This window comes from Aeribacillus sp. FSL W8-0870, from assembly GCF_037963755.1.
Classification (GTDB): Bacteria; Bacillota; Bacilli; order Bacillales; family Aeribacillaceae; genus Aeribacillus; species Aeribacillus composti.
In genome coordinates, this window is record NZ_CP150165.1 from 1,089,891 (window position 1) to 1,113,767 (window position 23,877).

Consider the following 23,877-nt stretch of genomic DNA (forward strand, 5'->3'; position numbering starts at 1 on the left):
GTAAACTTTCCAGTGTGTTCATAAAATTCACATAATATTTACAATACTTACCTCTCATAGGCCGATTTAACAGCTTGAACTGACCCCAGTCGAATAGACAAATAGTGAAGTGATGATTCCTTCAACCGTTAAAAAAGGTTCCATTGGTGATTAGAAAGCTTGATGAATGCAAAAAAAACCCACCGTTGGAGTTTTCAAAAATCTACAAATTATCTTTTTCTTAAATACCTTTGTTAAGCAATTCAGATGCAAACAATAAAACGATGCCTAAATAGATGAAAGGCAAATCCTTGCCGCTAAAATCGATAAGCAATGAAAAAACGATGTAAAATACAAGGGCAATGCCTAAAGAAATATTAAAAATTATTTCCAAGAAAATCACTCCAATGATGATACATTAGTATCTTTTTCATTTTACCACTCCCTCTTTTTTAAGAGAGACGCAAAATCTATTGAAAATTTCCGAAAAATACTTATTTTTTACATCATTATTTTGTCTTTTCTACGTTTTTTAGATGCTGGTGATTTTTTAAGAAATTTTCTAAAAGAAAACGTCTATTGTAGTCAGATAAAGCAATTATGAAAAACGAAACCTTTTGCTCAAGAATTTATCTTTGCCCGTTTATATGTTATTGGGTGACGAAAGGTTTTTGATTTTTTAACTATTTATTACTGAATAGGAAAACCCGTTCTCATCGTTTGTTTTCGTACAAAGTCTGCTTTTTTCTGCAGTTTCCTCAGACCGTTTCCTCCGGCAGCTGAAATGGCGGTGCCTTCAAATTGAGCAATTATCGTTGTCACCGCAATCAAACACATAAATTCCTTCATATTTGCATTTCTTAGTAACTCAAAATGGCTTGTCTTTATGAGCTTCCCTTGATGTAATTTTAAAATTGTTCCAGAAGGACGATACGATAGTAAAGGTGCTGCGGTTTTTTCGTGCTCTTTTTCACTCGATCGATTTTGCGGAGTTCGTTTTGATTGACCAATGCTATGAGCTTATAAATTTTTAAATTGTTGATCCTGCCTAGAACGAATCAAAAGCAAGTCTGCAAACATGTTTTCAATTTCATCCTATTTACGCAATGACGGAAATGCGGAAGGTAGCCCCCCAACTATTATCACTTTTAGGACACTCTATTTGGTGCATAGGAAATTATGCAATTCCGAATAAGTTATTCAAATTCTATTTTTTATCACTTTCTATTATGAATTTGATTTCCTTTATAACTGTGTAAAATGACGTTTTCTAAACTAAATGGCCCATTGGCACGAGTCTTGCATTTTCATAGTTACAAAGAAAAAAAGAGGTGTTATCATGTCAACTTCAACGGCTGAACCAAAAAATAACAATCAATCAAATATGGAACAGGAGGAGCAAAATCCCCTTATCGAATTTCAGTCTGTGTTGCGGGAAGCAATCGATATTCTCAATTATTCGGAGGAGACATTCAACTTCTTGAAAGAACCTATGAGGTTTTTGGAAGTGACGATTCCTGTTCGGATGGACAATGGGTCTATTAAAGTTTTCAAAGGATATCGTGCTCAGCATAACGATGCATGCGGACCAACGAAGGGAGGTATTCGTTTCCATCAGGATGTTACAGCAGATGAAGTAAAAGCGCTCTCCGGTTGGATGAGCATGAAATGCGGAATCAACGGACTTCCATACGGGGGAGCAAAGGGCGGGGTTGTTTGCAATCCCCTTGAGATGAGTTTACGCGAACTGGAAGCATTGAGTAGAGGATATGTACGAGCCGTCAGCCAAATTGTGGGACCTACAAAAGACATACCAGCTCCTGACATGTATACGAATGCGCAGATCATGGCATGGATGCTTGATGAATATGATCATATCCGGGAGTTTGACAATCCCAGCTTCATTACCGGAAAACCGATTGCACTTGGCGGATCGCTGGGCAGGGAGACGGCTACATCAAAAGGACTGCTGTATATCCTTCAGCTTGTCAGCGAGCTTAAAAATATCCCGATAGAAGGAATGAGAGTTATTGTTCAAGGATTCGGAAATGTAGGAGGATACTTGGCGAAATATTTGCATGAGTTAGGTGCCAAGGTCGTCGGTGTTTCCGATGTATTAGGCGGAATCTATGACGAAAACGGTCTCGATATACCTTATTTGTTAGATTGCAGAGATTCTTATGGAGTCGTCAGCAATCTGTTTGATCATACCATTTCCAACCAGGAACTGCTTGAGAAAGAATGCGACGTCCTTGTCCCGGCTGCAACCGGTGGACAAATTACAAAGAAAAATGCGGGCAGGCTGAATTGTAAAATTGTTGTGGAAGCAGCTAACGGGCCGACAACAAAAGAAGGGGCACAAATTCTCAAAGATCGGGGAATTCTAGTTGTTCCCGACATATTGGCAAACTCCGGCGGGGTGGTCGTTTCTTATTTTGAATGGTGCCAAAATAATCAAGGATACTACTGGACGGTTGAAGAAGTGGATAGAAAACTGAAACAAAAAATGAACGAAAGTTTCAATAAAGTCTATAAAACAATGAAATGTTACGGTGTGGACATGAAAGTCGCGGCTTATATTGAGGGCGTACGGAGCATAATAGAAGCGTCACGTCTTCGCGGCTGGATTACAGTGTAAAGGGGAGGATAAATTGGATATATTTTATTAGAAGAAAGGGAAAATCAAACGATTTATTTTTACTGCATCGCTTCCAATGACTACCGTTATGATTTGGCAGTGATTTTCTCCAATCAGTTCTTTGGCAAAGCGATGGTCATGTCTTTGCAGACGGAAAGATTTATGCTCATGTGTAAAGAAGATATCGATAAAGAGGAAATCTGGGCAGATAAATTGGGAATTCATTGTACGGATACAGAGCAATGCAAAGACTTTTTTCGGACGATTTTGACGAATCACCACCTGGCGGAACAATATTGAGCGGAAGGAGGGGGAAAATGATCGTTACCCGTGAATACGTAATGAGTTCTTGGAACGGAGTAGTTGAAGAAGTAGCCATCCAAGTGGATGAAAAGATTTATGAGTGGGAAAAGCTGTTTACGATCAGAACTGATGATGGAGAGCAGAAAACGGTCGCTGTAGGTATTTGCGGGAAAGTAGAATCCATAGAGGTACAAAAGGGAGACAGAGTTGTTCCAGGAATGGTTCTTGCTTTTGTCGTCGAGGAAATTTACGCAAGAGCCGCAGATTAACTTTGAATCAATCACTATTTTTAAATGCAGGACGGTTCGGGTTCGTGATGTTGAGGGGATGATAACATCTCCTCTTTTCCATTTCGTGCTGTTTTCTTAAGTCGGTCAAATGATCAGTCGGTTCTCCGTCTTCTATAAAAGAAAAAGATCCTAAAAAACGATCATTTGGTGATAAAATAATAGTAAAAAGAAAGGGAGAGGCTTATGTTTTCGCTATCAGGAGACAAAATCAGGCCGATCGTTTCCCTCGACCTTGATGGAATGGATGATGGGTTTTTCCATTGCAAGAAAGAAAATTGTCCCGATCCGTTCCTTTTTTTAAAAAAAAGAAATGAATTGGTTGCCTATATCCGGATCAAGGATTTGCTGTCAAAAACAAATAAGGATGGAAAAATACCGGTAAGTGTTATAGAAGAATGTTCAGTACCGCTTGACAATATTCCAAAGCTTTCATCTTCTGTATCCATCCCCGACATTTTCCAAATTATCGGAGAACCGATTGCGATCATTAAAAATGCTGAAGGAAACTATACCGGTTACATCAAAAGGGAAGATGCGCTTGCGGAATTGTTTAAGCATGATGGCGTGAAAAGCTTTGATCTGTTAAAGATCATATTGACTTCCATTCCGATGGGGATTTTTGTGGTTGATCGGGAAAAAAACATCATCCAGTGCAATGACTCAGGGCTGAAGATGATCAGAATGAAATCGGAAGATGTACTCGGAAAGAAAGCTGAACAAATATTTAATGGAGATCATATCAACCGGGTATTTTCGACCGGAGACACAATTTTGAATCAGATCCAAATTTCGGACCATGTAGGGGTTCTCGTCGATTACAGCCCGATCATTGATTACAACGATGAAGTGGAAGGAATAATCATCATTGTCCAAGACTTGCCCATGGTTGAAGAAATGGCCATGGAAATAGAGCATATCAAAAACTTAAACAAAGATTTGAATGCGATCCTCTCAACAATTTATGATGAAATCCTCGTTGTAAATAATAAAGGAGAGCTCATCCGCTACAGTGAAAGCTTTATTCCTGATTTTTGGGGAGTGCAACTGAAGGACATACTTGGGAAAAATCTGGTGGAGCTTGAGAACAAGGGCTTATTCAAGCCTTCAGTAACCCGCCTTGTATTGGAGAAAAAGAAAAAGGTATCCATCGTTCAGGAAACAAACTCTGGGAAGAAAATTTTAGCAGTCGGTAATCCTGTATTTGATGAAAATGGAGAGATTGACCGGATCATCATTGCTTCAAGAGACATTACCGAAACAACAAAACTAAAAACGGAACTAAGGGAAATGAAAAAAATTACCGATCAATACAAGCAGGAATTGGACTCCTTCAAAACAAAGGACCGGCTCTCAAAAAAGCTGATTTACTGCAGTTCGAAAATGGAAAGAATCATGGATCAGGTAATGAAAGTATCGGAATTTTCCTCCACCGTTTTGATCTATGGAGAATCAGGTGTAGGAAAAGAAGTCATTGCCCAGGCGATCCATCAATTGGGAAAACGGTCAAACCATCCTTTTTTGAGGCTGAATTGCGGCGCTATTCCGGAGAATTTGCTTGAAAGTGAGCTTTTTGGGTATGTAAGAGGGTCATTTACCGGTGCGGATAAAAACGGAAAAGTAGGGTATTTCCAACAAGCGGACAAAGGGATTTTGTTTCTCGATGAAATCGGGGAAATGCCCATGAGCTTGCAGGTGAAACTTCTGAGGGTTTTACAGGAGCAGGAGGTCGTGCCAATCGGCAGTACCGTCCCCATTCCCATTGATGTGCAGATCATTGCTGCAACGAACAGGAATCTGGAGAAAATGGTGGAAGAGGGGAAGTTCCGCGAAGACCTTTATTACCGCCTGAATGTCATCCCAATCCGGGTGCCGCCTTTAAGGGAACGCCCAGAGGATATTCCGCTTCTTGCCTTTCACTTTCTGCAACAGTTTAATGAGAGGTATAACAGAAATTTCCACCTTTCTCCAGACGCTCTCAATCTCCTGGAAGTATACTCGTGGCCCGGAAACGTACGGGAGCTGCAAAACGTGATTGAAAGATTGGCCGTTTCCACTGACAATGATACGATTGATGCCAAAGATGTCGACCGCATCCTTTCATCGAATATCCATTTCAAACGGGAAAAACCTGTCATCTCACGGGTGATGCCGTTGCAGGAAGCCCTTGATTATGTGGAGGAACAGCTGATTTTGCTTGCGATGAAACAGTACAAAACGACGACGAAAGCTGCAAAGGCTTTAAGAGTAAGCCAGTCTTCGGTGAGCAGAAAATATCAAAAAATTTTAAAAGATCGAGAAAAGGAAAGCCAATTAAAAAGTTAACTATGACGCGAGAAAGAAAATCTCATATGCACAAATAGATAAAAGTATGCAAAACTGCATACTTTTTTCTTTTTTCAATAAATTGATTAATTCTTCTGATTGAGCAATTTTCGATAAATCTTATGCCACATCACCAATTGGATCGCTCATTGCTTCGGGAATGAGTTTTGGCATGGTTCTTGCAAAATAAAAAATAGAAAACAAGGAGGGGTGTATAGATGTTTGATTTAAAAATGTATATCAACGGAGAATGGATTGATTCCAAAACAAAGAACAAAAGGGATATTTATAATCCGGCTACTGGTGAAGTAATCGCCCAAGCAGCGGAAGGAACGGTGGAAGACGCCCGGGAAGCGATCAAAGTGGCGAAGGAAGCCTTTGAAAGCGGTATCTGGTCTGATGTTCCTGCTGCAGAGAGGGCAACTTACCTTTATAAAATTGCCGACAAAATTGATGAAAATGCTGAAGAACTTGCCCGCCTCGAAACGATGGACAATGGGAAGCCTCTAAGGGAAGCTAGATTTGATATGGCCGATGCGGCAAATTGCTTCCGCTACTATGCAGGGCTCATCACGAAGCCGGAAGGAGTCACTTACCAGGTTTCAGATCCGGCTCAAGCCCTTGTAGTTAAAGAGCCAGTAGGCGTTTGCGGCTTGATCGTTCCGTGGAACTATCCGATGCTCATGAGTGTTTGGAAAATTGCTCCTGCCCTCGCTGCAGGGAACACAATCGTTTATAAGCCATCGGAAGTTACTCCCGTTACACCGACAAAGCTTTTCGAAATAATTGAAGAAGTGGGGATACCAAAAGGAGTTGCCAATATGGTTATGGGACCAGGAGCAACTGTTGGGAATGAAATCGCAGAAAGCAAGGATGTGGACCTTGTGTCCTTTACCGGAGGAACAAAAACGGGAAGAAGTATCATGAAGGCTGCTGCAGGAAATATTAAGAAGCTTTCTCTTGAGCTTGGTGGAAAGTCGCCGAACATCATTTTTGCAGATGCCGACTTTGAGGTAGCCGTTGATTATGCCCTGTTTGGAATCTTTTGCGGAACAGGACAAGTATGTGCTGCCGGATCGAGAATTTTGGTTGAAGAAAGCATTTACGACAAGTTTGTTGACCGTTTCGTCGAAAGGGCGAAAAAGATCAAAGTGGGTCCTGGAGACGACCCAAATACGGAAATGGGGCCTCTTGTCAGCCAGGAGCATATGGAAAAAGTATTGAGATACATTGAACTCGGCAAACAGGAAGGGGCAAAGCTTGTTTGCGGTGGAAACCGCATCACTGAAAACGGCTTGGATAAAGGATACTTTGTTGAACCAACTGTTTTTGTCGATGTGACAAATGACATGAAAATTGTTCAGGACGAAATTTTTGGACCTGTTGTCGTCATTCAAAAGTTTAAAGATGAACAGGAAGCGATACAGTTTGCCAATGCCACAGATTATGGCCTTGCGGGTGCAGTTTTCACAGTAGATGGTGCAAAGGCGCTTCGTGTGATCAAAAAAGTCCGTGCCGGGATTACGTGGATCAATATGTACCATAATACGTACAACGAGGCTCCTTGGGGAGGTTATAAGCAAAGCGGGATAGGACGCGCTCTCGGCACTTACGGACTTGACACCTATCAGGAGACAAAACAAATCAATATAAATCTTCAAGTTGAACCAATCAGATGGTTTTCAAACTAAACTAAAAAAGCAGGGGGATTAAAAATGAATGTGAATGTAGAGCAAAAAAAGACAGGGTTGGAAGATATTAGATTATATATTAAACAAGTATTGGATTTAATAGAGAAAGAGAATATTACGGAAGAAGAAGCACAATGGGTAACGAGGGAAACCGTTGACGGCTTTCGCGAATACGTTAATCCTGGCTTTTTGGAATATCGGAAAACAGTGACAAAGGATCAGCAGTTTGCTGCAGTGGAGTGGTCCGACTCTGGTTCCTGTTTTACTGATGTAACAGGCAAAAAGTATATCGACTGTCTTGGCGGATTTGGGATATATAACGTTGGTCACCGCAACCCGAAAGTGATCAAAGCGGTTAAAGATCAATTGAATCGCCAGGCGCTCCATAGCCAGGATTTGCTCGATCCGCTTCGTGCTATGCTGGCAAAAATTTTAGCCCATATTACGCCAGGGGACTTGAAGTATGCATTTTTCACCAATAGCGGTACTGAAAGTGTGGAAGCTGCGCTGAAACTAGCAAAAATGTACAGCGACCGTTCGACGATCATTTCAACGACAAAAGCATTCCATGGAAAAAGCTTGGGATCTTTGTCCGGAACGGCAAAAGGCGTATTCCGTAAACCATTCTTGCCGCTTGTTTCCGGTTTCCGTCACATTCCATTCGGTGACATCGATATGATGAGAAAAACATTTGAAACTTGTGCCCTTGTTGGGGAAGACGTAGGGGCCGTGATTTTAGAGCCAATTCAGGGAGAAGGAGGAATCAATATCCCGCCGGAGGGATATCTCAAACAAGTTAGAGAATTGTGTGATGAATACGATGCCATTCTTATTTTTGATGAAGTGCAGACGGGAATGGGCCGTACTGGCAAAATGTTTGCAGCTGAATTGTTTGATGTTGTTCCAGATATCATTTGTTTAGCGAAAGCCTTTGGTGGAGGAGTAATGCCTGCAGGGGCAGTTGTAGCAAAAGAGAAGGTATTCAAGAACTGGTTTAAAGACCCGTTTGTCCATACAACCACTTTCGGCGGAAACCCCATTGCTTGTGCAGCAGCGATCGCAACAATTGATATTTTATTGGAAGAAAAACTTCCTGAAAGAGCTGCCGAAGTTGGAGAATATTTTATTAATGGCTTGCGAGAGGCTGCAAAGGGCCATGAAGATAAAGTTCTGGATATCCGCGGAAAAGGTTTAATGATCGGAGTCGAGTTCCACAAAGATGAAATTGGTTATGAAGTATCTAAAGGAATGTTTGATAACGGGGTGCTTGTCGCCGGAACTCTCGTAAACTCAAAAACGATCCGTATCGAGCCGCCTTTAACCATCAGCTATGAAGAGGTAGATACAGTTATTCAAACATTCAAAAAAGTATTAGAAGGTAAAAGTACAATAATTTCTTGAGGTTAACAACGGTTTAGAACATGTGCTTTGTCGGATTCGAAAAAAGGAGGATTATCCTCCTTTTTTCGGTCATAATGAAATTTATATATGAAGGAGAATGAAGCATGGGAAAATATGCAAAAGTGAATACGGCCGTACCTGGACCTAAATCTCAAGCTCTATTGGAAAAAAGGAAGAAATACGTTCCAAAAGGAATCTCAAATGGCTGCCTAGCCTTTGCAAAGAACGCAAAAGGAGCTTTGATTGAAGACATTGACGGAAACACTTTCATCGATTTTGCCGGCGCAATCGGAACTATAAATGTGGGACACTCCCATCCGAAAGTGGTAAAAGCGATCCAGGAGCAGGCAGAAAATTTCATCCATACAGGATTTAATGTTTTTTTATATGATTCTTACATTGAGCTTGCCGAAAAACTAATAGAACTTGCACCGGGAGATTTCCCGAAGCAAGCAGCATTTTTTAACAGCGGGGCAGAGGCTGTTGAAAACGCGGTGAAAATCGCACGCAAATATACGAAGAGGCAGGGGATCATCTCTTTTACAAGGGGATTTCACGGCCGTACCTTGATGACGATGACAATGACAAGCAAAGTGAAGCCGTACAAATACGAATTCGGCCCCTTTGCTCCGGAAGTGTACCGTGCTCCTTATCCTTATATTTATCGCAGACCTGACGGAATGAAGGAAGAACAGTACAGCCAATATGTGATCGAGCAATTTGAAAACTTCCTTATCACCGATGTAGATCCAAATACAATCGCCGCTGTTGTTATGGAACCTGTTCAAGGGGAGGGGGGCTTTATCATCCCTGATAAAGCTTTTGTTCAAAGAGTCAGGGAGCTGTGCAGCCAATACGGAATTTTGTTCGTCGCTGACGAGATCCAAACAGGATTTGGCAGAACGGGTCGTTATTTTGCCATCGATCATTTTGATGTTGTTCCAGATTTGATTACGATTTCCAAGTCGTTGGCAGCAGGAGTTCCGATCAGCGGTGTAATCGGAAGGGCAGAAATTATGGATGCTGCTTCACCCGGGGAAATCGGCGGCACGTATGCTGGAAGCCCGTTAGGCTGTAAAGCAGCATTAGCCGTATTGGATATTATCGAGTCTGAAAACTTAAACAGCCGGGCGCAGGAAATTGGCAAAAAAATTATGGATAAATTCAACGAGCTTGAAAGCCGTTTTGAACAAGTGGACGGCAGCCGCGGACTTGGGGCAATGTGCGCCTTCGAAATCGTCAAGGATAAAAAGAGCAAAGCCCCGGATAAGGAAGCAGTTGGCCGGATTATTGAAGAAGCGCAAAATCGCGGCCTCTTGTTGCTTAGCGCCGGTATATATAGTAATGTAATCCGCATTTTAGTTCCGTTAGTCATTACTGATGAACAATTGGAGGAAGGGTTAACTATACTGGAGCAATCGATTGAGACTGTACTGGAAAAACAGCATGTTTAAAGAGGTGAAACGAATGGAAGCAGTGAAATCGTACAAGATGTACATTGATGGAAATTGGGTTGACAGCGACACAGGGGAAACGATTGATGTGGTGAATCCCGCGACTTGTAAAACGATTGCCACCATTCCTAAAGCAGGAACGGCTGAAGCCGTCCGAGCAGTAGATGCGGCTTTTCGCACTTTTCCATCCTGGGCGAAAAAGACCGCTGAAGAGCGGGGAAAATTATTGATGAAATGGTACTATCTGATCGATGAGCAAAAAGAAGAAATTGGCCGGATCATGACGATGGAACAGGGAAAGCCGTTACAAGAAGCCATCGGGGAAGTAAATTATGCAAACAGCTTCATTTCCTGGTATGCGGAAGAAGGAAAAAGAGTGTACGGGGAAACAATTCCTGCTTCCTTTAGGAATAAACGGATTCTCGTCCGCAAAGAACCGGTTGGCGTGATTGCAGCAATTACCCCGTGGAATTTCCCGGCAGCAATGATCACCCGGAAAATTGGACCGGCGTTGGCAGCTGGATGCACAGCAGTCGTTAAGCCAGCCACCCAAACACCTCTTACAGCCTTGAAACTTATGGAATTAGCGGAGCAGGCAGGAATTCCAAAAGGAGTCATCAATGTTGTCACTGGAAAATCAGGTGCAATCGGTGATGCGTGGCTAAAAGATGCTAGGGTAAGAAAAATTACCTTTACCGGTTCCACTGAAGTGGGGAAAGTCTTGATGAGAGGGGCAGCAGATACCGTAAAAAAAATCTCCCTTGAGCTTGGTGGAAACGCCCCATTTATCGTAATGGACGATGCAAATCTTAAGAAGGCGGCGAAGGCTCTTGTTACTTCAAAATTTAGAAACGCTGGGCAAACTTGTATTTGCACAAATCGTATTTACGTTCAAGAATCTGTTGTAGATCAATTTGTTGAATTTTTTAAGGAAGAGCTCAGCCAATTAAAAGTGGGAAATGGACTAGAAGAAGGAGTAGACCTCGGACCTCTCATCGATCAAAATGCTGTACAAAAAATGGAACAGCTCCTTGATGACGCGTTGCATAAAGGGGCAAAGGTGGTGTACGTCGGGGAAAAACCTGCTTCCAATAACGGGTTCTTCTATCCGCCTACGATTGTTACAAACGTTTCTGATGAAATGACATGTGTTTCGGAAGAAATTTTCGGTCCTCTTGCTCCGATCATCACGTTTAAGACGGAAGAAGAAGTGATCACTCGTGCGAACAATACGGCTTACGGGTTATCGGCGTATGTTTTTACAGAAAATCTGAACCGAGCAATTCGAATCAGTGAAGCACTTGAATACGGAATTGTCGGGTTGAACGACGGACTGCCTTCCACCGCCCAGGCGCCATTCGGAGGCTACAAAGAGAGCGGATTGGGCAGGGAAGGCGGACATTATGGAATCGAAGAGTTTCTTGAGACAAAATATATTTCCATTGCCTTTGATGAATGATCGATGTCCTTTAGGAAGAAAGTTGGAGATTCTCTCCAATTTTCTTCGTTTTATCATACTCAACTTTTAAATGATGCAATATTCAAAAAAACATATATCCTTATTAGGAAGGTTTGAAGGCTGTGAAAAAAATATCGATTTCAAGAAAATTTTCCATTGCTATTTCCATTGGTCTCCTGCTGTTTACCCTTGCAACCATTGCCCTTATATTTACCATCATTAACCACAGTACAGGGAAATCCGTATCTAGGTTCGCCGTCCAAATATCTGAAAACATCGCCAGTCATATGAATTTGGAAGACTATGAAACATTTTTGGAGGATCGGACCCAATCGGACTTGTATTGGCAATTGCGGAACGAACTTAATGATTTCCGTGAAAAAATCGGAGCTCTTTATGTGTATACAGTGGAGCTGAATGAAGAGGGAGATATCGTTCTCATGATTGACGGCCAGCCCGAAGGATCAGATGTGGCATCAGAAATTGGGGAGATTATGGAATCGGTTGATATAAGCCCCATACTGAAGGGAGAATCCGTCAGCACAGGTATCGTCGATGACCCTGAGTATAGCCGGTACGTATCCGCTTATGCCCCGTTAAAAAATAAGGAAGGAGAAATATTAGGAGCGATCGGTGTAGATCTTGCAGTAGAACAGGTAGATGGGATCACAAAAGAAGTTATTTTCGATGTTCTCCCAATTGTTGTTGCAGGCTCTATAGTCATTTTCTTTCTTTTTAACAGTGCGGTATTGATATACGTCCGTCGTACCATCCGCCCACTTACATATCTGGAAAAAGCAGCAAAGCAGTTGGAAGAAGGCAATATTATAGAAGCGGAACAAACGCTGCAAACGGATATAAAATCATGGGATGAAATCGGCTCTCTTTATCGAACTTTTAAGCAAATGATTGTAATGATAAAACAAATCATAAGGGATATTTCCTTGAACGCTGAGCAGCTGTCATCTTCTTCCGAGCAATTATCAGGCAGCACGGATGAATCGGTCAGGGCGTCAGAAGAAGTGGCTAATGCGATTGAAACAGTTGCCGTCAGTGCAAGCAATGAAATTGCATCGATGGAAGCAGCGGCCGATAAACTGAACGAAATTTCCGGACATACGTATCAGATCGTCTCGATTGCTGAAGAAACGAAAAAAGTGACAGATGAAACATATCGTGACATCATCGATGGCGGAAAAATTGTCAACAATACAGTCGAGCAAATAAACCTCATCAAAAATTCGGTGGCGCAATCAAATCTTTCTTTGCAAGTTCTTCATAATAAGCAAAGAAAATTGGTGACATTGTTTCCGTCATACGGACGATCACGGAGCAAACAAATTTGCTTGCTTTGAATGCCTCTATTGAAGCTGCCAGGGCCGGAGAATACGGAAAAGGATTCGCTGTTGTGGCCGAGGAGGTTAGGAAGCTTGCAGAAGAATCGGAAAAATCGGCAAAACAGATCGAACAATTAATTTATCAAACCCAAAAGGAAAGCGAAGAGACCGTCTCTTCAATGGAAAAAGTCAATGAAAATGTGGAAAGAGGAATTTCGATAACGAAAGCGACGGAGAAAAAATTTAATTTAATCAATGAAAAAATTGAAGTGATCGTATCAAAAATTGAACAAATCTCGTATGAAGCCGCAAAAGTGTTAAAAAAACTTCAGGCAGTGTCCGAGTCGGCAAAAGTCTTGACCAAAACAGCAAATGAAAATGCAAATGCTTCCAATGTTGTCTCCACCTCCACTGAGGAACAGCTTGCCATCATAGAGGAAATTTCCGCAGCAAGCAGTTCTTTGGCTGAAATGTCAGAGTCATTGCTGAAAATCGTGCAAAAATTTAGAATATGAAACCAATCGAAACAAGGGAGTTTACTGTCTTATTTTGCGGCCAGTAAGCTTCCTTTTCCATACTTGAATTTATGAATCAGATTAACAAAATGAAAGATTCCGTTTGCACGAACCTTACCAATCAAGTATGCACAAATGAATATTGCATGCAAGATTGTATAACTTCTTGTATTGAAGTACACATAAAAATACAAAATTTAAGAAAATTATCATTTGGCATAATAATTGCATTCTTAAGTTTATAGAAGATTAAAAAATAGGAAAGAGGTATGCCAATGAAAGAAAAGAAAACGCCTTCATTATTCGTCGCCTTAATTCCGATCGTTTCGATGGTTGTCATTTTATTCGTCGGGCTGTTCGTATTTGAGGCCGACGCCCATATCCCGCTGTTGTTGAGTGCTGTTGTTGCAGCAATAGTGGCCAAGTATCTAGGATATGAATGGAGGGAGTTGGAGAAAGGGATCATCAGTTCCGTTTCCTTATCTTTACAGGCCCTCATCATATTGATGATCATCGGGACGATCATTGCAACATGGCTTGCTGCGGGAATCGTTCCGACGATGATTTACTACGGATTGGAATTTCTATCTCCCACTTACTTTTTGCCGATTGCAGCCGTCATATGCAGCATTGTCGCTCTTGCATCGGGAAATGCGTGGACCGCTGCCGGAACGATTGGGATTGCCATCATGGGTGTGGGGATCGGTTTAGGGATTAACCCAGCCATGGTTGCTGGAGCAGTCGTTTCTGGTTGTTATTTTGGTGATAAGATCTCTCCTTTATCTGAAACGACAAATATGGCCCCCGGAATAACGGGTGTGCAATTGTTTGATCATATCCGCCATATGCTTTATACGACTATCCCGGGGCTGATCATTGCAGTTATTATTTACTTCTTTATCGGGCTTGCTAATAAAGGGAACGGAGCAGGGTCAAATGAAATTGATGTATTGCAGCAGCAATTGAGCGATTTGTTTGTCATTAGCCCATGGCTTCTTCTTGTGCCAGTGATTGTGCTTGGCATGATTGCAGCAAAAACTCCGGCAATTCCCGGACTGGTCATTGGCTCCATCATGGGTGCAATTGTTGCAATTTTCGTACAGGGTGTGCCTGTTTCAGACATTTTTAGTATTGCGGTTTATGGGTTTTCGAAGGAAACAGGAAACGAAGTCCTTGACAATTTATTGAATAACGGCGGTACAGAAGCAATGATGTATACGGTTTCATTAGTTATGATCGCCATGAGTTTCGGGGGAATTTTAGAAACAAGCGGAGTGCTGCAGACAATCGTCGACTCTTTGCTGAAACTGGCAAAATCAACTGGAAGCTTAATTACAGCAACGGTTGCTACTTGTGTAACAGCAAATGTTGTTGCCTGTGACCAATATTTATCAATTTTAATTCCGGGAAGGATGTATTTGACTGCTTATAAAAAACGGGGGCTGCATGCAAAAAATTTATCGAGGACATTGGAGGATGCAGGGACGATGACCTCTCCCCTCGTTCCATGGAACACTTGCGGGGCCTTTATGTCTGCGACTTTGGGAGTGGCTACATTAAGCTATGCACCGTATGCAATTTTGAATATTATCAGTCCGTTGATCGCCATCATTTATGCTTTCGTCGGTTTCAAGATTGAGAAGCTTCCTGCTGAAGAAATGAAAAAAATCGAGTTAGACGAAAAAGGTGTAAATGTACAAGCATAATTGGATTGTTATTTAAAATAAGAAAAGGGACGTTTATGGGCGTTCCTTTTCTTGTTCGTGCGCCCGGCATGTACATGAACTATAGGGTGTAAGTCCCGAACCCCGAAGACAGAAGTAGAGGTTAGCCAAGAGCAAGGGTGTCCGTGGTGACGCGGAATCTGAAGGAAGCTGGAGGCAAAACACCGGTCCGAGGAACACGAACCTCATATAAGGCTAGGTATGATTGAGTGAGTTTGCGAAACAAAACAAAGCTCTTTCTGTCGAAGGTCATATCGAGTAAATGAGGCGGATAGATGGTGTGAAAGTGCATGTACTTACCCGGGGAGGTCTGGCTGGCACGCCAAGTAACCTTGGTAACCTATCTAGTGATAGATAACTGAACAGTCAGAAGTCAGCAGAAGTCATAGTACTCTTTTCGAGCTCGAGACGAAAGAGGAAGGACTGAACAATTAAGGAGAACGAATCGCTAGGCGTTCACCTTCTGTGTGGAAGCAGACAATCCGATAGGACTTACTTGAAGGAGGAAGTGGTGAATCCCACGGGGGACTTCAAGAGGGTGGAGCAGAAGATGGCACAAATAGAAGAATTCGTTCACGTGGAGAGGATATCAATGTTGATGGAAATGATTTTGTCACGGGAAAATCTCCTGGCGGCACTGAAACGAGTCGAACAGAATAAAGGAGGTCACGGAGTAGATGGCATGTCCGTAAAAGACCTACGAAGACACCTCTACGAAAATTGGGACTCCATTCGACAGTCGTTGAGAGAAGGAACCTACAAGCCCTTACCCGTCCGTCGAGTCGAAATCCCGAAACCGAACGGTGGAGTAAGACTTCTAGGGATCCCTACCGTGACGGATCGTTTCATCCAACAAGCGATTGCCCAAGTGTTGACGAAAATCTTTGATCCGACCTTCTCGAACCATAGCTATGGTTTCCGACCAGGTAGAAGGGGACATGATGCGGTTAGGGAAGCAAAGGGTTATATCAAAGAAGGATATCGTTGGGTAGTCGATATAGACCTAGAGAAATTCTTTGACAAGGTGAATCACGACAAACTGATGGGGATCTTGGCGAAAACGATCAAAGATCGAATTCTACTGAAGGTAATTCGCCGGTATCTTCAATCAGGCGTGATGATCAATGGAGTGGTAATGGAAACGGACATGGGAACGCCTCAAGGCGGCCCGCTTAGTCCACTTTTATCAAACATCATGCTTCATGAATTGGATAAAGAGCTTGAGAAACGTGGACATAAGTTTGTTCGGTATGCGGATGACTGTAACATCTATGTGAAAACAAAGAAAGCAGGAATTCGTGTCATGAACTCCATTACGAACTTTATAGAGAAGGAGTTAAAGCTCAAGGTAAATAAAGAGAAATCGGCGGTAGACCGTCCTTGGAAACGGAAGTTTCTCGGTTTCAGCTTCACACTCAATAAGACTCCAAAGGTACGGATGGCGAACGAAAGTGTGAAACGTTTGAAGAACAAGATCCGTGAAATTACATCAAGGTCGAAACCGTATCCAATGGAGAAAAGGATTGAGAAACTGAATAAGTATTTAATGGGATGGTGCGGATATTTTGCCTTGGCAGAAACACCAAGTAAGTTCAAAGAATTTGATGAATGGATTAGACGAAGGCTTCGGATGTGTTTGTGGAAAGAATGGAAAACCCCGAAAACAAGAATTCGGAAACTCAGAGGATTAGAAGTTCCAAGCCATAAAGCATTCGAATGGGGCAATACACGCAAGAAATATTGGCGGATTGCCTGCAGTCCCATTCTACACAAAACCCTCGACAACTCCTATTGGAAGCGTCGAGGGTTAAGAAGTCTATTCGAAAGATATCAAGCACTACGTCATACTTAATTGAACCGCCGTATACCGAACGGTACGTACGGTGGTGTGAGAGGTCGGGGGTTAGTCACCCCCTCCTACTCGATACCTACACCTCATACCGTTACGATCATGATGATATTTTAACTGTGGCTGCCTAAAAAGTCGTTTGTAAGGATTATTGACAATCCTATCGACGTTTATATGACTTAATAGGACTTGAATTTCTAGATAAACCCTTATGATGATTAATGCTCCACAAATTTAATAGTTCGTTCCAACTATATAGAGGTGCAGCCTGCGTCCAATCTTAATACATGGAAAGACACTTTAGAATGGATGACATACATAGAAAAACTCCCCTTAAGGCAAAACAGATTGCTCTACCTTAAGGGGTGCATATCAGCTTAGAGAGGCATCTCCAATTTCAAAAGCCCGATATCCATTTTTTATTTTTAATAGATTTTCCTTTTGGGAAAGCCTCTTAATTAATGACCTCCCAGGAAAAAGAGCTGGATGAAAAATAGTACGGCGAAAATGTACAAAAATGGATGAACCTCTTTCCATTTTCCTTTCATGACTTTCATGAGAGGATAAGAGATAAATCCGAGCGCAATTCCAGTTGCAATACTTGATGTAAGCGGCATGCTTAAAATGACTAAAAAGGCCGGAAATGCTTCATCAATTTCTTTCCAATTAATTTCGGCAATTGAGCCCATCATTAAGCTTCCAACTATAATTAACGCAGGTGCTGTAATCGCTGAAATGCCGGACACAGCAGCAACGATCGGACTGAAAAATGCAGCAACACCAAACAATACGGCAACGGTTAAAGTTGTCAATCCAGTTCTACCGCCAGCAGCTACTCCTGAAGAAGACTCAATGTAAGCACTCGTCGGAGTTGTTCCGAGCATAGCGCCTGCTGTTGCTGCTATTGAGTCAGCTAGAAGGGCTTTGCGTGCGTTCGGCATTTCATCCCCTTTCATTAAACCTGCTTGTTTGGCAACGCCGATCATTGTTCCAGTTGTGTCAAAAATGGTCACTAATAAAAAGGAAAAGACGACTGCAAATAAACCATGTTGAATCACATCCCCAATTGCATCAATCGGGTTGGCGATTATAATGCCTTCCGGCAGTTTTGGAATTGAAACAATTCCTTGGTCAAACGATAATTGTCCGGTAAAAAATGCGATGATACCGGTACAAATCATTCCGATAAAAAGTGCACCATGAACATTCAAGCTCATTAAGATAAGAGTTATAGCAAGGCCGACAAGAGCGAGAACGACGGAAGGAGAATGCAGATCCCCAAGAGTCACTAAATTTTGCGGATGATCGGTGATCAGCCCGGTCAATCTTAGTCCGATAAACGCAATAAATAAACCGATGCCGGCGGTAATTCCATTTTTTAAATTGCTTGGAATGGCTTCGATTATTTGTTTACGAAACGGAGTTAGCGAAAGAATAATAAACAGGATGCCTGCAAGAAATACTGCTGAAAAGGCAATTTCATAATTAACTTTTTCCGCCCCAACAACAGTATAGGCAAAATATGCGTTCATTCCCATACCTGGAGCGATCGCTATCGGATAATTTGCCGAAAGCGCCATCCATAAAGTACCGATGATCGTGGCAACAACTGTCGCTGTAAACACTTGATCAAACGGAACGCCTGCTTCCGATAAGATAATTGGGTTGACAACAACGATATATACCATTGTTAAAAAGGTGGTTAAACCGGCAATAATTTCAGTTTTAACATTTGTTCCGTGTTCTTTTAGTTTAAACATATGATACCTCCAATTAAATACGAACATTTTATAAAAACATATATATAATATTCGTTTTTTGACTTTTTTGCAAGAAGACAACCACATTTTTTTTGCTGAAAAAAAAGAGAATCTTTATGTTACACTTAAATAATAAGAGAAAGAAAGGATCGAACGTATCATGAACTGGATGGATGAAGTGTTAAAAAGAAAAGAAGAAATTATTTTAGAAACACAAAAATTTCTACAAATCAAAAGTGTGCTCGATGAAAAAACAAAACAAATTGGAGCACCGTTTGGCAAAGGAATTAAGCAAGCGTTAGAACATCTTTTGCAAAAAGGGGAAAAAGACGGGTTTCAAGTCAAAAATTTAGACGGATATGCCGGTCATATTGAAATGGGAAAAGGAAAGGAAATCGTCGGCGTCCTCTGCCATGTTGATGTCGTGCCAGAAGGGGACGGCTGGTCATTTGATCCTTACGGCGCAACGATCCATGATGGGAAAATATATGCCCGCGGTGCGTTGGATGATAAAGGGCCGACGATGGCAGTATACTACGCCATGAAAATTGTAAAAGAATTAGGTCTTCCGTTATCTAAGCGGGTGAGAATGATCATTGGCACTGATGAAGAAAGTGACTGGCGCTGTGTCGATCATTACTTTAAGCATGAAGAAATGCCTGACATCGGATTTGCGCCAGATGCTGATTTTCCAATTATTCATGCAGAAAAAGGGATAATCGATGCAGTGTTTTCGGTGAATAGCGTGAATAAACATGCAGCAGGAAAATATGTGTTAAAAAGCTTTTCTTCCGGCAGACGGTTTAACATGGTTCCTGATTTTGCGAAAGCTGTGCTTGGAAATGTCCAAAATTTCTCAGAGGTTGAAAAAAGCTTTAAGCAATTTTTATCAGCATCACAGTTAAAAGGTCGAATGTATCAAAATGAAGAAGGTGCAGTCGCCGAGCTTGAAGGGATATCCGCTCATGCGATGGAGCCTGATAACGGAAAAAATGCCGGGATATATTTGGCGAATTTTTTGTCAGCATTGCCGCTGGATGGCGAAGGAAAAGGCTTTGTTGATTGGATTAATCGTTATTTTTATCAAGATACAAGAGGGAAAAAGCTGGATATCTCAACACAAGATGAAGTAAGCGGTGAGTTAACGGTGAATGTCGGAATTATTCATTACGAAAAGGGGAAAGAGAAAACCGTTAGCATTAATATCCGCTATCCTGTAACAAAAAAAGGGAGCGAGATTAAAGAAAAACTAGAAAAAATAGCTGGTTGCCAGCTTATTCACTTTTCCGATTCAGCTCCCCATTACGTAGAACAAAATCATCCGCTTATTCAAACATTGAAAAAAGTGTATGAAGAGCAAACAGGGCAAAAAGCGGAGCTCATCTCCATCAGCGGCGGCACTTATGCCAGATCTCTCAAGGCAGGAATCGCCTTTGGTCCGTTGTTTCCGGGAAGGGAAGATATCGCTCATCAAAAAGACGAATACATTTATATCGAAGACCTGTTAAAAGCGACAGCCATCTACGCTCAAGCGATTTATGAATTAGCCAAATAAGTGTCCTTTAGTCTACTAGCTTCAGCCCAATAACAGAAACGATAATTAAGGCGATAAATGTTATTCTCCATTTGTCTTTCGGTTCATCGAATACATACATGCCGACGAGCGTGCTGCCGACAGTGCCGATACCTGTCCAGACTGCATAGGCAATGCTCATCGGAATTTCATTCATCGAAAGCGATAAAAAATATAAGCTTAAAATAAATCCGCCAATTAGCATAAAGAAGGATGAGAAGCTTGGCGACGAGTTCACTTTTGTTAATCCTGTTACGCCGATGACTTCGCAGCATCCTGCAATAATTAAAAATATCCAGCTCAAGATTTGTCACCTTCTTTTGCTTCCAATTTGCTTGTTTGATATTTCAGCCCGATGATTCCGCAAATTAGCGACAAAATAAATACCATTTTCATCGGGCTGAAATGGGCGTCGAATAAAATAATCTCACATAAAATTGTTCCTAAAGTGCCGAGTCCGACAAATATTGTATATACTGTTCCTGTCGGCAGTTGTTTAGTTAAATAAAGAAGCAGCAAAAAACTTATGCAAATAGAGATCACGGTTAGCATCCATTCCAAAACATTGTCTGAGTGCTTTAAGCCGATGACCCACGCCACTTCAAAAATCGCCGAAACAACGATTAAAAACCAATTCATAAACAAATTCCCCCTTTCCATCACAATCAAAAAAGCCTGCGAGAAACCATAAGGTCATTCTCCCAGGCTTTTATCCTTCCGTGTACACAGCAATTTGTGCGTTTTCTCTCGGACCAGTCCAAGCGAACGGCACTTGCGGAACCCTAGAAAACTTTACATAATTAGATTCAATTATCTCACAGAAACAGCAAGAAGGCAATTTATAAACGGTTATTCAAATAAGAACAAATCGCTTGATAAATAGCGTTCGCCTGTATCAGCCGTCATGCACACGACAACATCATCAGGAGATAATCTTTTTGCAACTTGAATTGCGGCAAAACATGCAGCACCTGATGAAGGTCCCACTAATATAGCTTCTTCCTTGGCGAGTCTGCGGGTGATTTCGTACGCTTCATCGTCCTTCACTTTGTGTATTTCATCATAAATGTTCGTGTTTAATGTTTTAGGGATAAAGCCAGGACTTGTTCCGACAAGTTTATGCTTGCCAGGACTGCCCCCGGATAAAACAGGTGACCCAGCAGGCTCGACAACGTGAATGGTCATCTCAGGAAAATATTTTTTTAACGTTTCTCCCGTGCCGGTGATTGTTCCTCCTGTTCCAGACGTTGCAACAAAAGCGGAAAGCGGTTTTCCTATTTCTTTCATTGCTTCGACAATTTCTAAAGCTGTTGTTTTCCGGTGGGCATCTGGGTTGGCAGGGTTTTCAAACTGCATCGGTATGAAGCTGTTCGGTATTTCCTTTACCAGTTCTTGCGCCTTTTTAATCGCACCGGGCATTTTCTCGTCCCCAGGCGTTAATACAACTTCAGCTCCGTATGCTTTCAGCAAATTGATCCGTTCTTCTGTCATGGTGTCCGGCATGACAATAATTGCCCGATATCCTTTGGCGGCCGCATTCATGGCGAGCCCAATGCCAGTGTTGCCGCTTGTCGGTTCAATAATTGTAGCTCCCGGTTTTAACAAACCTTGTTTTTCAGCTTCTACGATCATATTATAAGCAGCTCTGTCCTTAACGCTGCGGGTAGGATTAAAATACTCAAGCTTTACATAAATATCTGCGCCGTTTTTCGGGCTAATTCTGTTTAATTTGACTAATGGAGTTTCTCCTATTAAATCAGCGATATTATGAACTACGCGCATTCAAAACACTTCCTTTTGATATAGTCCATCCATATCATATCATAATTTATACGGACAGAAAAACTCGGATATACAAAGAATGCGCAGTTTTTGCTACAATATGTTCGAAAGTGAGGATAGAAAAAAATGCAAAAACATTATTTTCTTGCATTGGATGTTCCGATTGAAACGGCAAAAAGTATTACAAAATGGATATCAGCGAATCAAGATCGGTGGCACTTTTCGCGTTACGTCCATCCTTTTGACTATCATGTAACATTAGTGTTTTTAGGGAATGTTGATGCAAAGAGGCTTGCTTTGCTGTCAGAAAGCTTGCTTGAGCCCTGCCGGAAAATTCCGTCTTTTTCACTTGAACTTTCAGAGGCAGGAATTTTTGGGAAACGGGAACATCCGCGAATTTTATGGGTAGGCGTGAAAGAAAACGAGTTATTATACCAGTTGCGAAATGAAGTTTATAATACGTGCAAAGCTTTCGATTTCTCTTTAGATGAACGTCCGTTTAGACCTCATATTACTGTCGCCAGAAAATGGGAAGGACAGCTTTCATTTTCCTTGGAGGAGAAAAGCGCCCCATATTTGTTAAACGAACATTTTCATGTGGGTTCTGTTACTTTATTCCAAACGAATATTGACCAAACGCCTAAATATGAAGCGATCAAACAAATTCCACTTGGAGGATAATGAGAGGAGTAAGGGGTAAAAAAATTGAAAATATTTAATTTGATATGGCAAATAGGTTTGTTGTATGTCATTTATGTTATTGGCACGTTCCTTCAAAAATTGTTTCATTTAATGATTCCAGGAAGCATTATAGGCATGTTGATTCTTTTCGCTCTTTTGCATTACGAGCCTTTTCAAAATTTAGTGAAAGACGGGTGCTCTTTTTTAGTCAAGCATCTTGCCCTTTTATTTATTCCTGCGACAGTTGGGGTGATGGAATATTTTTCGCTGTTCCAATCAAAAGGTATCTTGACAGTATTCATTGTCATTATTAGCACGGTGCTGGTGATGTCCATTTCATCTTTCGTCAGCCAGATGACCGCTGCCAAAAAAAAAGCAGGCTGCTGGGCAGAATGGGAGTGATCAAAGCTTATGAAAATAATAGTCTCCATCTTAATGATACTTGCTACAGTGCTGATTTATTGGCTAATGGTTAAATTGTACAATAAAATCCATATTCCATTATTAGTTCCGATTGCCACTTCAACATTTGTCATCATTAGTTTATTGATTACATTTCATATTTCGTATCATACGTACATGTATGGAGGAAAATGGATTGATGAGCTTCTAGGCCCTGCCGTAGTCGCGCTGGCATTCCCGCTGTACAAGCATCGATCAACATTGAAAAAGTACGCTGTATCAATTGTTTTGAGCGTTGTCGTCGGCACGATTATCGGGCTGTGTTCAGGAATTATGATGGCTGTTTTATTCGGAATAGATAAGGAACTGATTCTTTCGCTTGCGCCCAAATCGGTCACTTCGCCGGTAGCTATGGATATCACAGACATAATTGGAGGTAATCCTACCCTTGCTGCAGTTTATGTCATGATAGCAGGAATATTTGGTGCGATGTTTGGACCTTATTTATTGAAATTACTTCGCATACATCATCCAATTGCTATTGGGATCGGATATGGTACAGCTTCCCACGGAATTGGCACAGCGAGGGCAGCAGAATACGGCAGTCTGGAAGGAGCAATCGGTTCGATTTCGATGACGTTAAGCGCTATATTTACTTCCATTATCTGCCCGTACGTTGTTCAGCTATTTTTGTAGAGATAAAGAGGAGATGACGCG

The 23,877-nt window shown here is 41.7% G+C and carries 22 protein-coding genes and 1 riboswitch; of the genes, 16 read left to right on the top strand and 6 right to left on the bottom strand.

Annotation, left to right across the window (positions count from 1 at the left end; translation table 11 throughout):
- Positions 1 to 220 precede the first annotated feature (220 nt).
- Complete coding sequence (locus NSU02_RS05365) at positions 221 to 373, bottom strand: hypothetical protein (RefSeq protein WP_165381916.1); 153 nt, start codon at positions 371 to 373, stop codon at positions 221 to 223.
- Positions 374 to 669: 296 nt separating this feature from the next.
- On the bottom strand, positions 670 to 828 hold the full coding sequence (locus NSU02_RS05370) for a hypothetical protein (RefSeq protein WP_165381917.1): 159 nt from the start codon (positions 826 to 828) through the stop codon (positions 670 to 672).
- A gap of 535 nt (positions 829 to 1,363) precedes the next feature.
- Between NSU02_RS05370 and NSU02_RS05375 the strand changes: the two genes are divergently transcribed.
- From NSU02_RS05375 to ltrA, 12 genes are all read left to right on the top strand, one after another.
- Complete coding sequence (locus NSU02_RS05375) at positions 1,364 to 2,617, top strand: Glu/Leu/Phe/Val dehydrogenase (protein ID WP_339195688.1); 1,254 nt, start codon at positions 1,364 to 1,366, stop codon at positions 2,615 to 2,617.
- Positions 2,618 to 2,683: 66 nt separating this feature from the next.
- On the top strand, positions 2,684 to 2,917 hold the full coding sequence (locus NSU02_RS05380; protein ID WP_339195691.1) for an SAV0927 family protein: 234 nt from the start codon (positions 2,684 to 2,686) through the stop codon (positions 2,915 to 2,917).
- A gap of 17 nt (positions 2,918 to 2,934) precedes the next feature.
- The gene (locus NSU02_RS05385; protein WP_082830222.1) at positions 2,935 to 3,189 is read left to right on the top strand and encodes a hypothetical protein; all 255 of its coding nucleotides are present in this window, start codon (positions 2,935 to 2,937) and stop codon (positions 3,187 to 3,189) included.
- Positions 3,190 to 3,393: 204 nt separating this feature from the next.
- Positions 3,394 to 5,532: a sigma 54-interacting transcriptional regulator gene (locus tag NSU02_RS05390; protein WP_339194590.1), complete on the top strand. Its 2,139-nt coding sequence runs from the start codon at positions 3,394 to 3,396 to the stop codon at positions 5,530 to 5,532.
- A 218-nt stretch (positions 5,533 to 5,750) separates the two neighbouring features.
- Positions 5,751 to 7,223, top strand: coding sequence for an aldehyde dehydrogenase family protein (locus NSU02_RS05395; protein ID WP_130157134.1), 1,473 nt, complete (start codon positions 5,751 to 5,753; stop codon positions 7,221 to 7,223).
- 24 nt (positions 7,224 to 7,247) lie between these two features.
- Entirely contained in the window at positions 7,248 to 8,624 is a 1,377-nt protein-coding gene (locus tag NSU02_RS05400) for a putrescine aminotransferase (RefSeq protein ID WP_339194594.1), read from the top strand.
- A 104-nt stretch (positions 8,625 to 8,728) separates the two neighbouring features.
- The gene (gene gabT / locus NSU02_RS05405; RefSeq protein ID WP_130157138.1) at positions 8,729 to 10,078 is read left to right on the top strand and encodes a 4-aminobutyrate--2-oxoglutarate transaminase; all 1,350 of its coding nucleotides are present in this window, start codon (positions 8,729 to 8,731) and stop codon (positions 10,076 to 10,078) included.
- Between the two features lie 22 nt (positions 10,079 to 10,100).
- The gene (locus NSU02_RS05410) at positions 10,101 to 11,537 is read left to right on the top strand and encodes an NAD-dependent succinate-semialdehyde dehydrogenase (RefSeq protein ID WP_327855850.1); all 1,437 of its coding nucleotides are present in this window, start codon (positions 10,101 to 10,103) and stop codon (positions 11,535 to 11,537) included.
- Between the two features lie 122 nt (positions 11,538 to 11,659).
- Entirely contained in the window at positions 11,660 to 12,892 is a 1,233-nt protein-coding gene (locus NSU02_RS05415) for a HAMP domain-containing protein (protein WP_339194598.1), read from the top strand.
- Positions 12,880 to 13,389, top strand: a complete 510-nt coding sequence (locus NSU02_RS05420) for a methyl-accepting chemotaxis protein (RefSeq protein ID WP_339194601.1) — start codon at positions 12,880 to 12,882, stop codon at positions 13,387 to 13,389. Before NSU02_RS05415 ends, NSU02_RS05420 begins: the two co-directional genes overlap by 13 nt.
- A gap of 275 nt (positions 13,390 to 13,664) precedes the next feature.
- Complete coding sequence (gene nhaC / locus NSU02_RS05425) at positions 13,665 to 15,095, top strand: Na+/H+ antiporter NhaC (protein ID WP_162877033.1); 1,431 nt, start codon at positions 13,665 to 13,667, stop codon at positions 15,093 to 15,095.
- A gap of 610 nt (positions 15,096 to 15,705) precedes the next feature.
- A complete protein-coding gene (gene ltrA / locus NSU02_RS05430; protein WP_339195682.1) occupies positions 15,706 to 16,965 on the top strand; it encodes a group II intron reverse transcriptase/maturase in 1,260 nt (419 codons plus the stop codon).
- Between the two features lie 455 nt (positions 16,966 to 17,420).
- Here the strand turns inward: ltrA and NSU02_RS05435 are convergent, their stop codons facing one another.
- Complete coding sequence (locus NSU02_RS05435; protein ID WP_063386600.1) at positions 17,421 to 18,722, bottom strand: NCS2 family permease; 1,302 nt, start codon at positions 18,720 to 18,722, stop codon at positions 17,421 to 17,423.
- A 160-nt stretch (positions 18,723 to 18,882) separates the two neighbouring features.
- Between NSU02_RS05435 and pepV the strand changes: the two genes are divergently transcribed.
- The gene (pepV, locus tag NSU02_RS05440; protein WP_339194605.1) at positions 18,883 to 20,277 is read left to right on the top strand and encodes a dipeptidase PepV; all 1,395 of its coding nucleotides are present in this window, start codon (positions 18,883 to 18,885) and stop codon (positions 20,275 to 20,277) included.
- Positions 20,278 to 20,284: 7 nt separating this feature from the next.
- Here pepV and NSU02_RS05445 read toward each other — a convergent pair whose 3' ends face one another.
- The 3 genes from NSU02_RS05445 to cysK form a co-directional block, all read right to left on the bottom strand.
- Positions 20,285 to 20,599: a multidrug efflux SMR transporter gene (locus NSU02_RS05445; RefSeq protein ID WP_130157144.1), complete on the bottom strand. Its 315-nt coding sequence runs from the start codon at positions 20,597 to 20,599 to the stop codon at positions 20,285 to 20,287.
- Positions 20,596 to 20,934: a multidrug efflux SMR transporter gene (locus NSU02_RS05450; RefSeq protein WP_339194609.1), complete on the bottom strand. Its 339-nt coding sequence runs from the start codon at positions 20,932 to 20,934 to the stop codon at positions 20,596 to 20,598. Before NSU02_RS05450 ends, NSU02_RS05445 begins: the two co-directional genes overlap by 4 nt.
- Before the next feature lie 57 nt (positions 20,935 to 20,991).
- Positions 20,992 to 21,092, bottom strand: a riboswitch (guanidine-I (ykkC/yxkD leader).
- 52 nt (positions 21,093 to 21,144) lie between these two features.
- The gene (gene cysK, locus NSU02_RS05455) at positions 21,145 to 22,077 is read right to left on the bottom strand and encodes a cysteine synthase A (RefSeq protein ID WP_063386604.1); all 933 of its coding nucleotides are present in this window, start codon (positions 22,075 to 22,077) and stop codon (positions 21,145 to 21,147) included.
- A 126-nt stretch (positions 22,078 to 22,203) separates the two neighbouring features.
- Here cysK and thpR point away from each other — a divergent pair, with 126 nt between their 5' ends.
- The 3 genes from thpR to NSU02_RS05470 are packed head-to-tail and all read left to right on the top strand — an operon-like array spanning position 22,204 to position 23,856.
- Positions 22,204 to 22,758 carry an RNA 2',3'-cyclic phosphodiesterase gene (gene thpR / locus NSU02_RS05460; RefSeq protein WP_063386605.1) on the top strand — a complete coding sequence of 185 codons (555 nt, stop codon included), beginning with the start codon at positions 22,204 to 22,206 and terminating at the stop codon, positions 22,756 to 22,758.
- 24 nt (positions 22,759 to 22,782) lie between these two features.
- Positions 22,783 to 23,160, top strand: a complete 378-nt coding sequence (locus tag NSU02_RS05465) for a CidA/LrgA family protein (RefSeq protein ID WP_311067008.1) — start codon at positions 22,783 to 22,785, stop codon at positions 23,158 to 23,160.
- Between the two features lie 9 nt (positions 23,161 to 23,169).
- Positions 23,170 to 23,856, top strand: a complete 687-nt coding sequence (locus tag NSU02_RS05470; protein ID WP_327863502.1) for an LrgB family protein — start codon at positions 23,170 to 23,172, stop codon at positions 23,854 to 23,856.
- Positions 23,857 to 23,877: the final 21 nt, after the last annotated feature.

What these genes read in the sequence shown, in the direction of transcription:
- NSU02_RS05370 (WP_165381917.1), bottom strand. Translation starts at nt 828, where the DNA reads ATGAAGGAATTTATGTGTTTGATTGCGGTGACAACGATAATTGCTCAA.
- NSU02_RS05375 (WP_339195688.1), top strand. Translation starts at nt 1,364, where the DNA reads ATGGAACAGGAGGAGCAAAATCCCCTTATCGAATTTCAGTCTGTGTTG.
- NSU02_RS05385 (WP_082830222.1), top strand. Translation starts at nt 2,935, where the DNA reads ATGATCGTTACCCGTGAATACGTAATGAGTTCTTGGAACGGAGTAGTT.
- NSU02_RS05390 (WP_339194590.1), top strand. Translation starts at nt 3,394, where the DNA reads ATGTTTTCGCTATCAGGAGACAAAATCAGGCCGATCGTTTCCCTCGAC.
- NSU02_RS05395 (WP_130157134.1), top strand. Translation starts at nt 5,751, where the DNA reads ATGTTTGATTTAAAAATGTATATCAACGGAGAATGGATTGATTCCAAA.
- NSU02_RS05400 (WP_339194594.1), top strand. Translation starts at nt 7,248, where the DNA reads ATGAATGTGAATGTAGAGCAAAAAAAGACAGGGTTGGAAGATATTAGA.
- gabT (WP_130157138.1), top strand. Translation starts at nt 8,729, where the DNA reads ATGGGAAAATATGCAAAAGTGAATACGGCCGTACCTGGACCTAAATCT.
- nhaC (WP_162877033.1), top strand. Translation starts at nt 13,665, where the DNA reads ATGAAAGAAAAGAAAACGCCTTCATTATTCGTCGCCTTAATTCCGATC.
- ltrA (WP_339195682.1), top strand. Translation starts at nt 15,706, where the DNA reads ATGTTGATGGAAATGATTTTGTCACGGGAAAATCTCCTGGCGGCACTG.
- NSU02_RS05435 (WP_063386600.1), bottom strand. Translation starts at nt 18,722, where the DNA reads ATGTTTAAACTAAAAGAACACGGAACAAATGTTAAAACTGAAATTATT.
- pepV (WP_339194605.1), top strand. Translation starts at nt 18,883, where the DNA reads ATGAACTGGATGGATGAAGTGTTAAAAAGAAAAGAAGAAATTATTTTA.
- NSU02_RS05450 (WP_339194609.1), bottom strand. Translation starts at nt 20,934, where the DNA reads ATGAATTGGTTTTTAATCGTTGTTTCGGCGATTTTTGAAGTGGCGTGG.
- cysK (WP_063386604.1), bottom strand. Translation starts at nt 22,077, where the DNA reads ATGCGCGTAGTTCATAATATCGCTGATTTAATAGGAGAAACTCCATTA.
- thpR (WP_063386605.1), top strand. Translation starts at nt 22,204, where the DNA reads ATGCAAAAACATTATTTTCTTGCATTGGATGTTCCGATTGAAACGGCA.
- NSU02_RS05470 (WP_327863502.1), top strand. Translation starts at nt 23,170, where the DNA reads ATGAAAATAATAGTCTCCATCTTAATGATACTTGCTACAGTGCTGATT.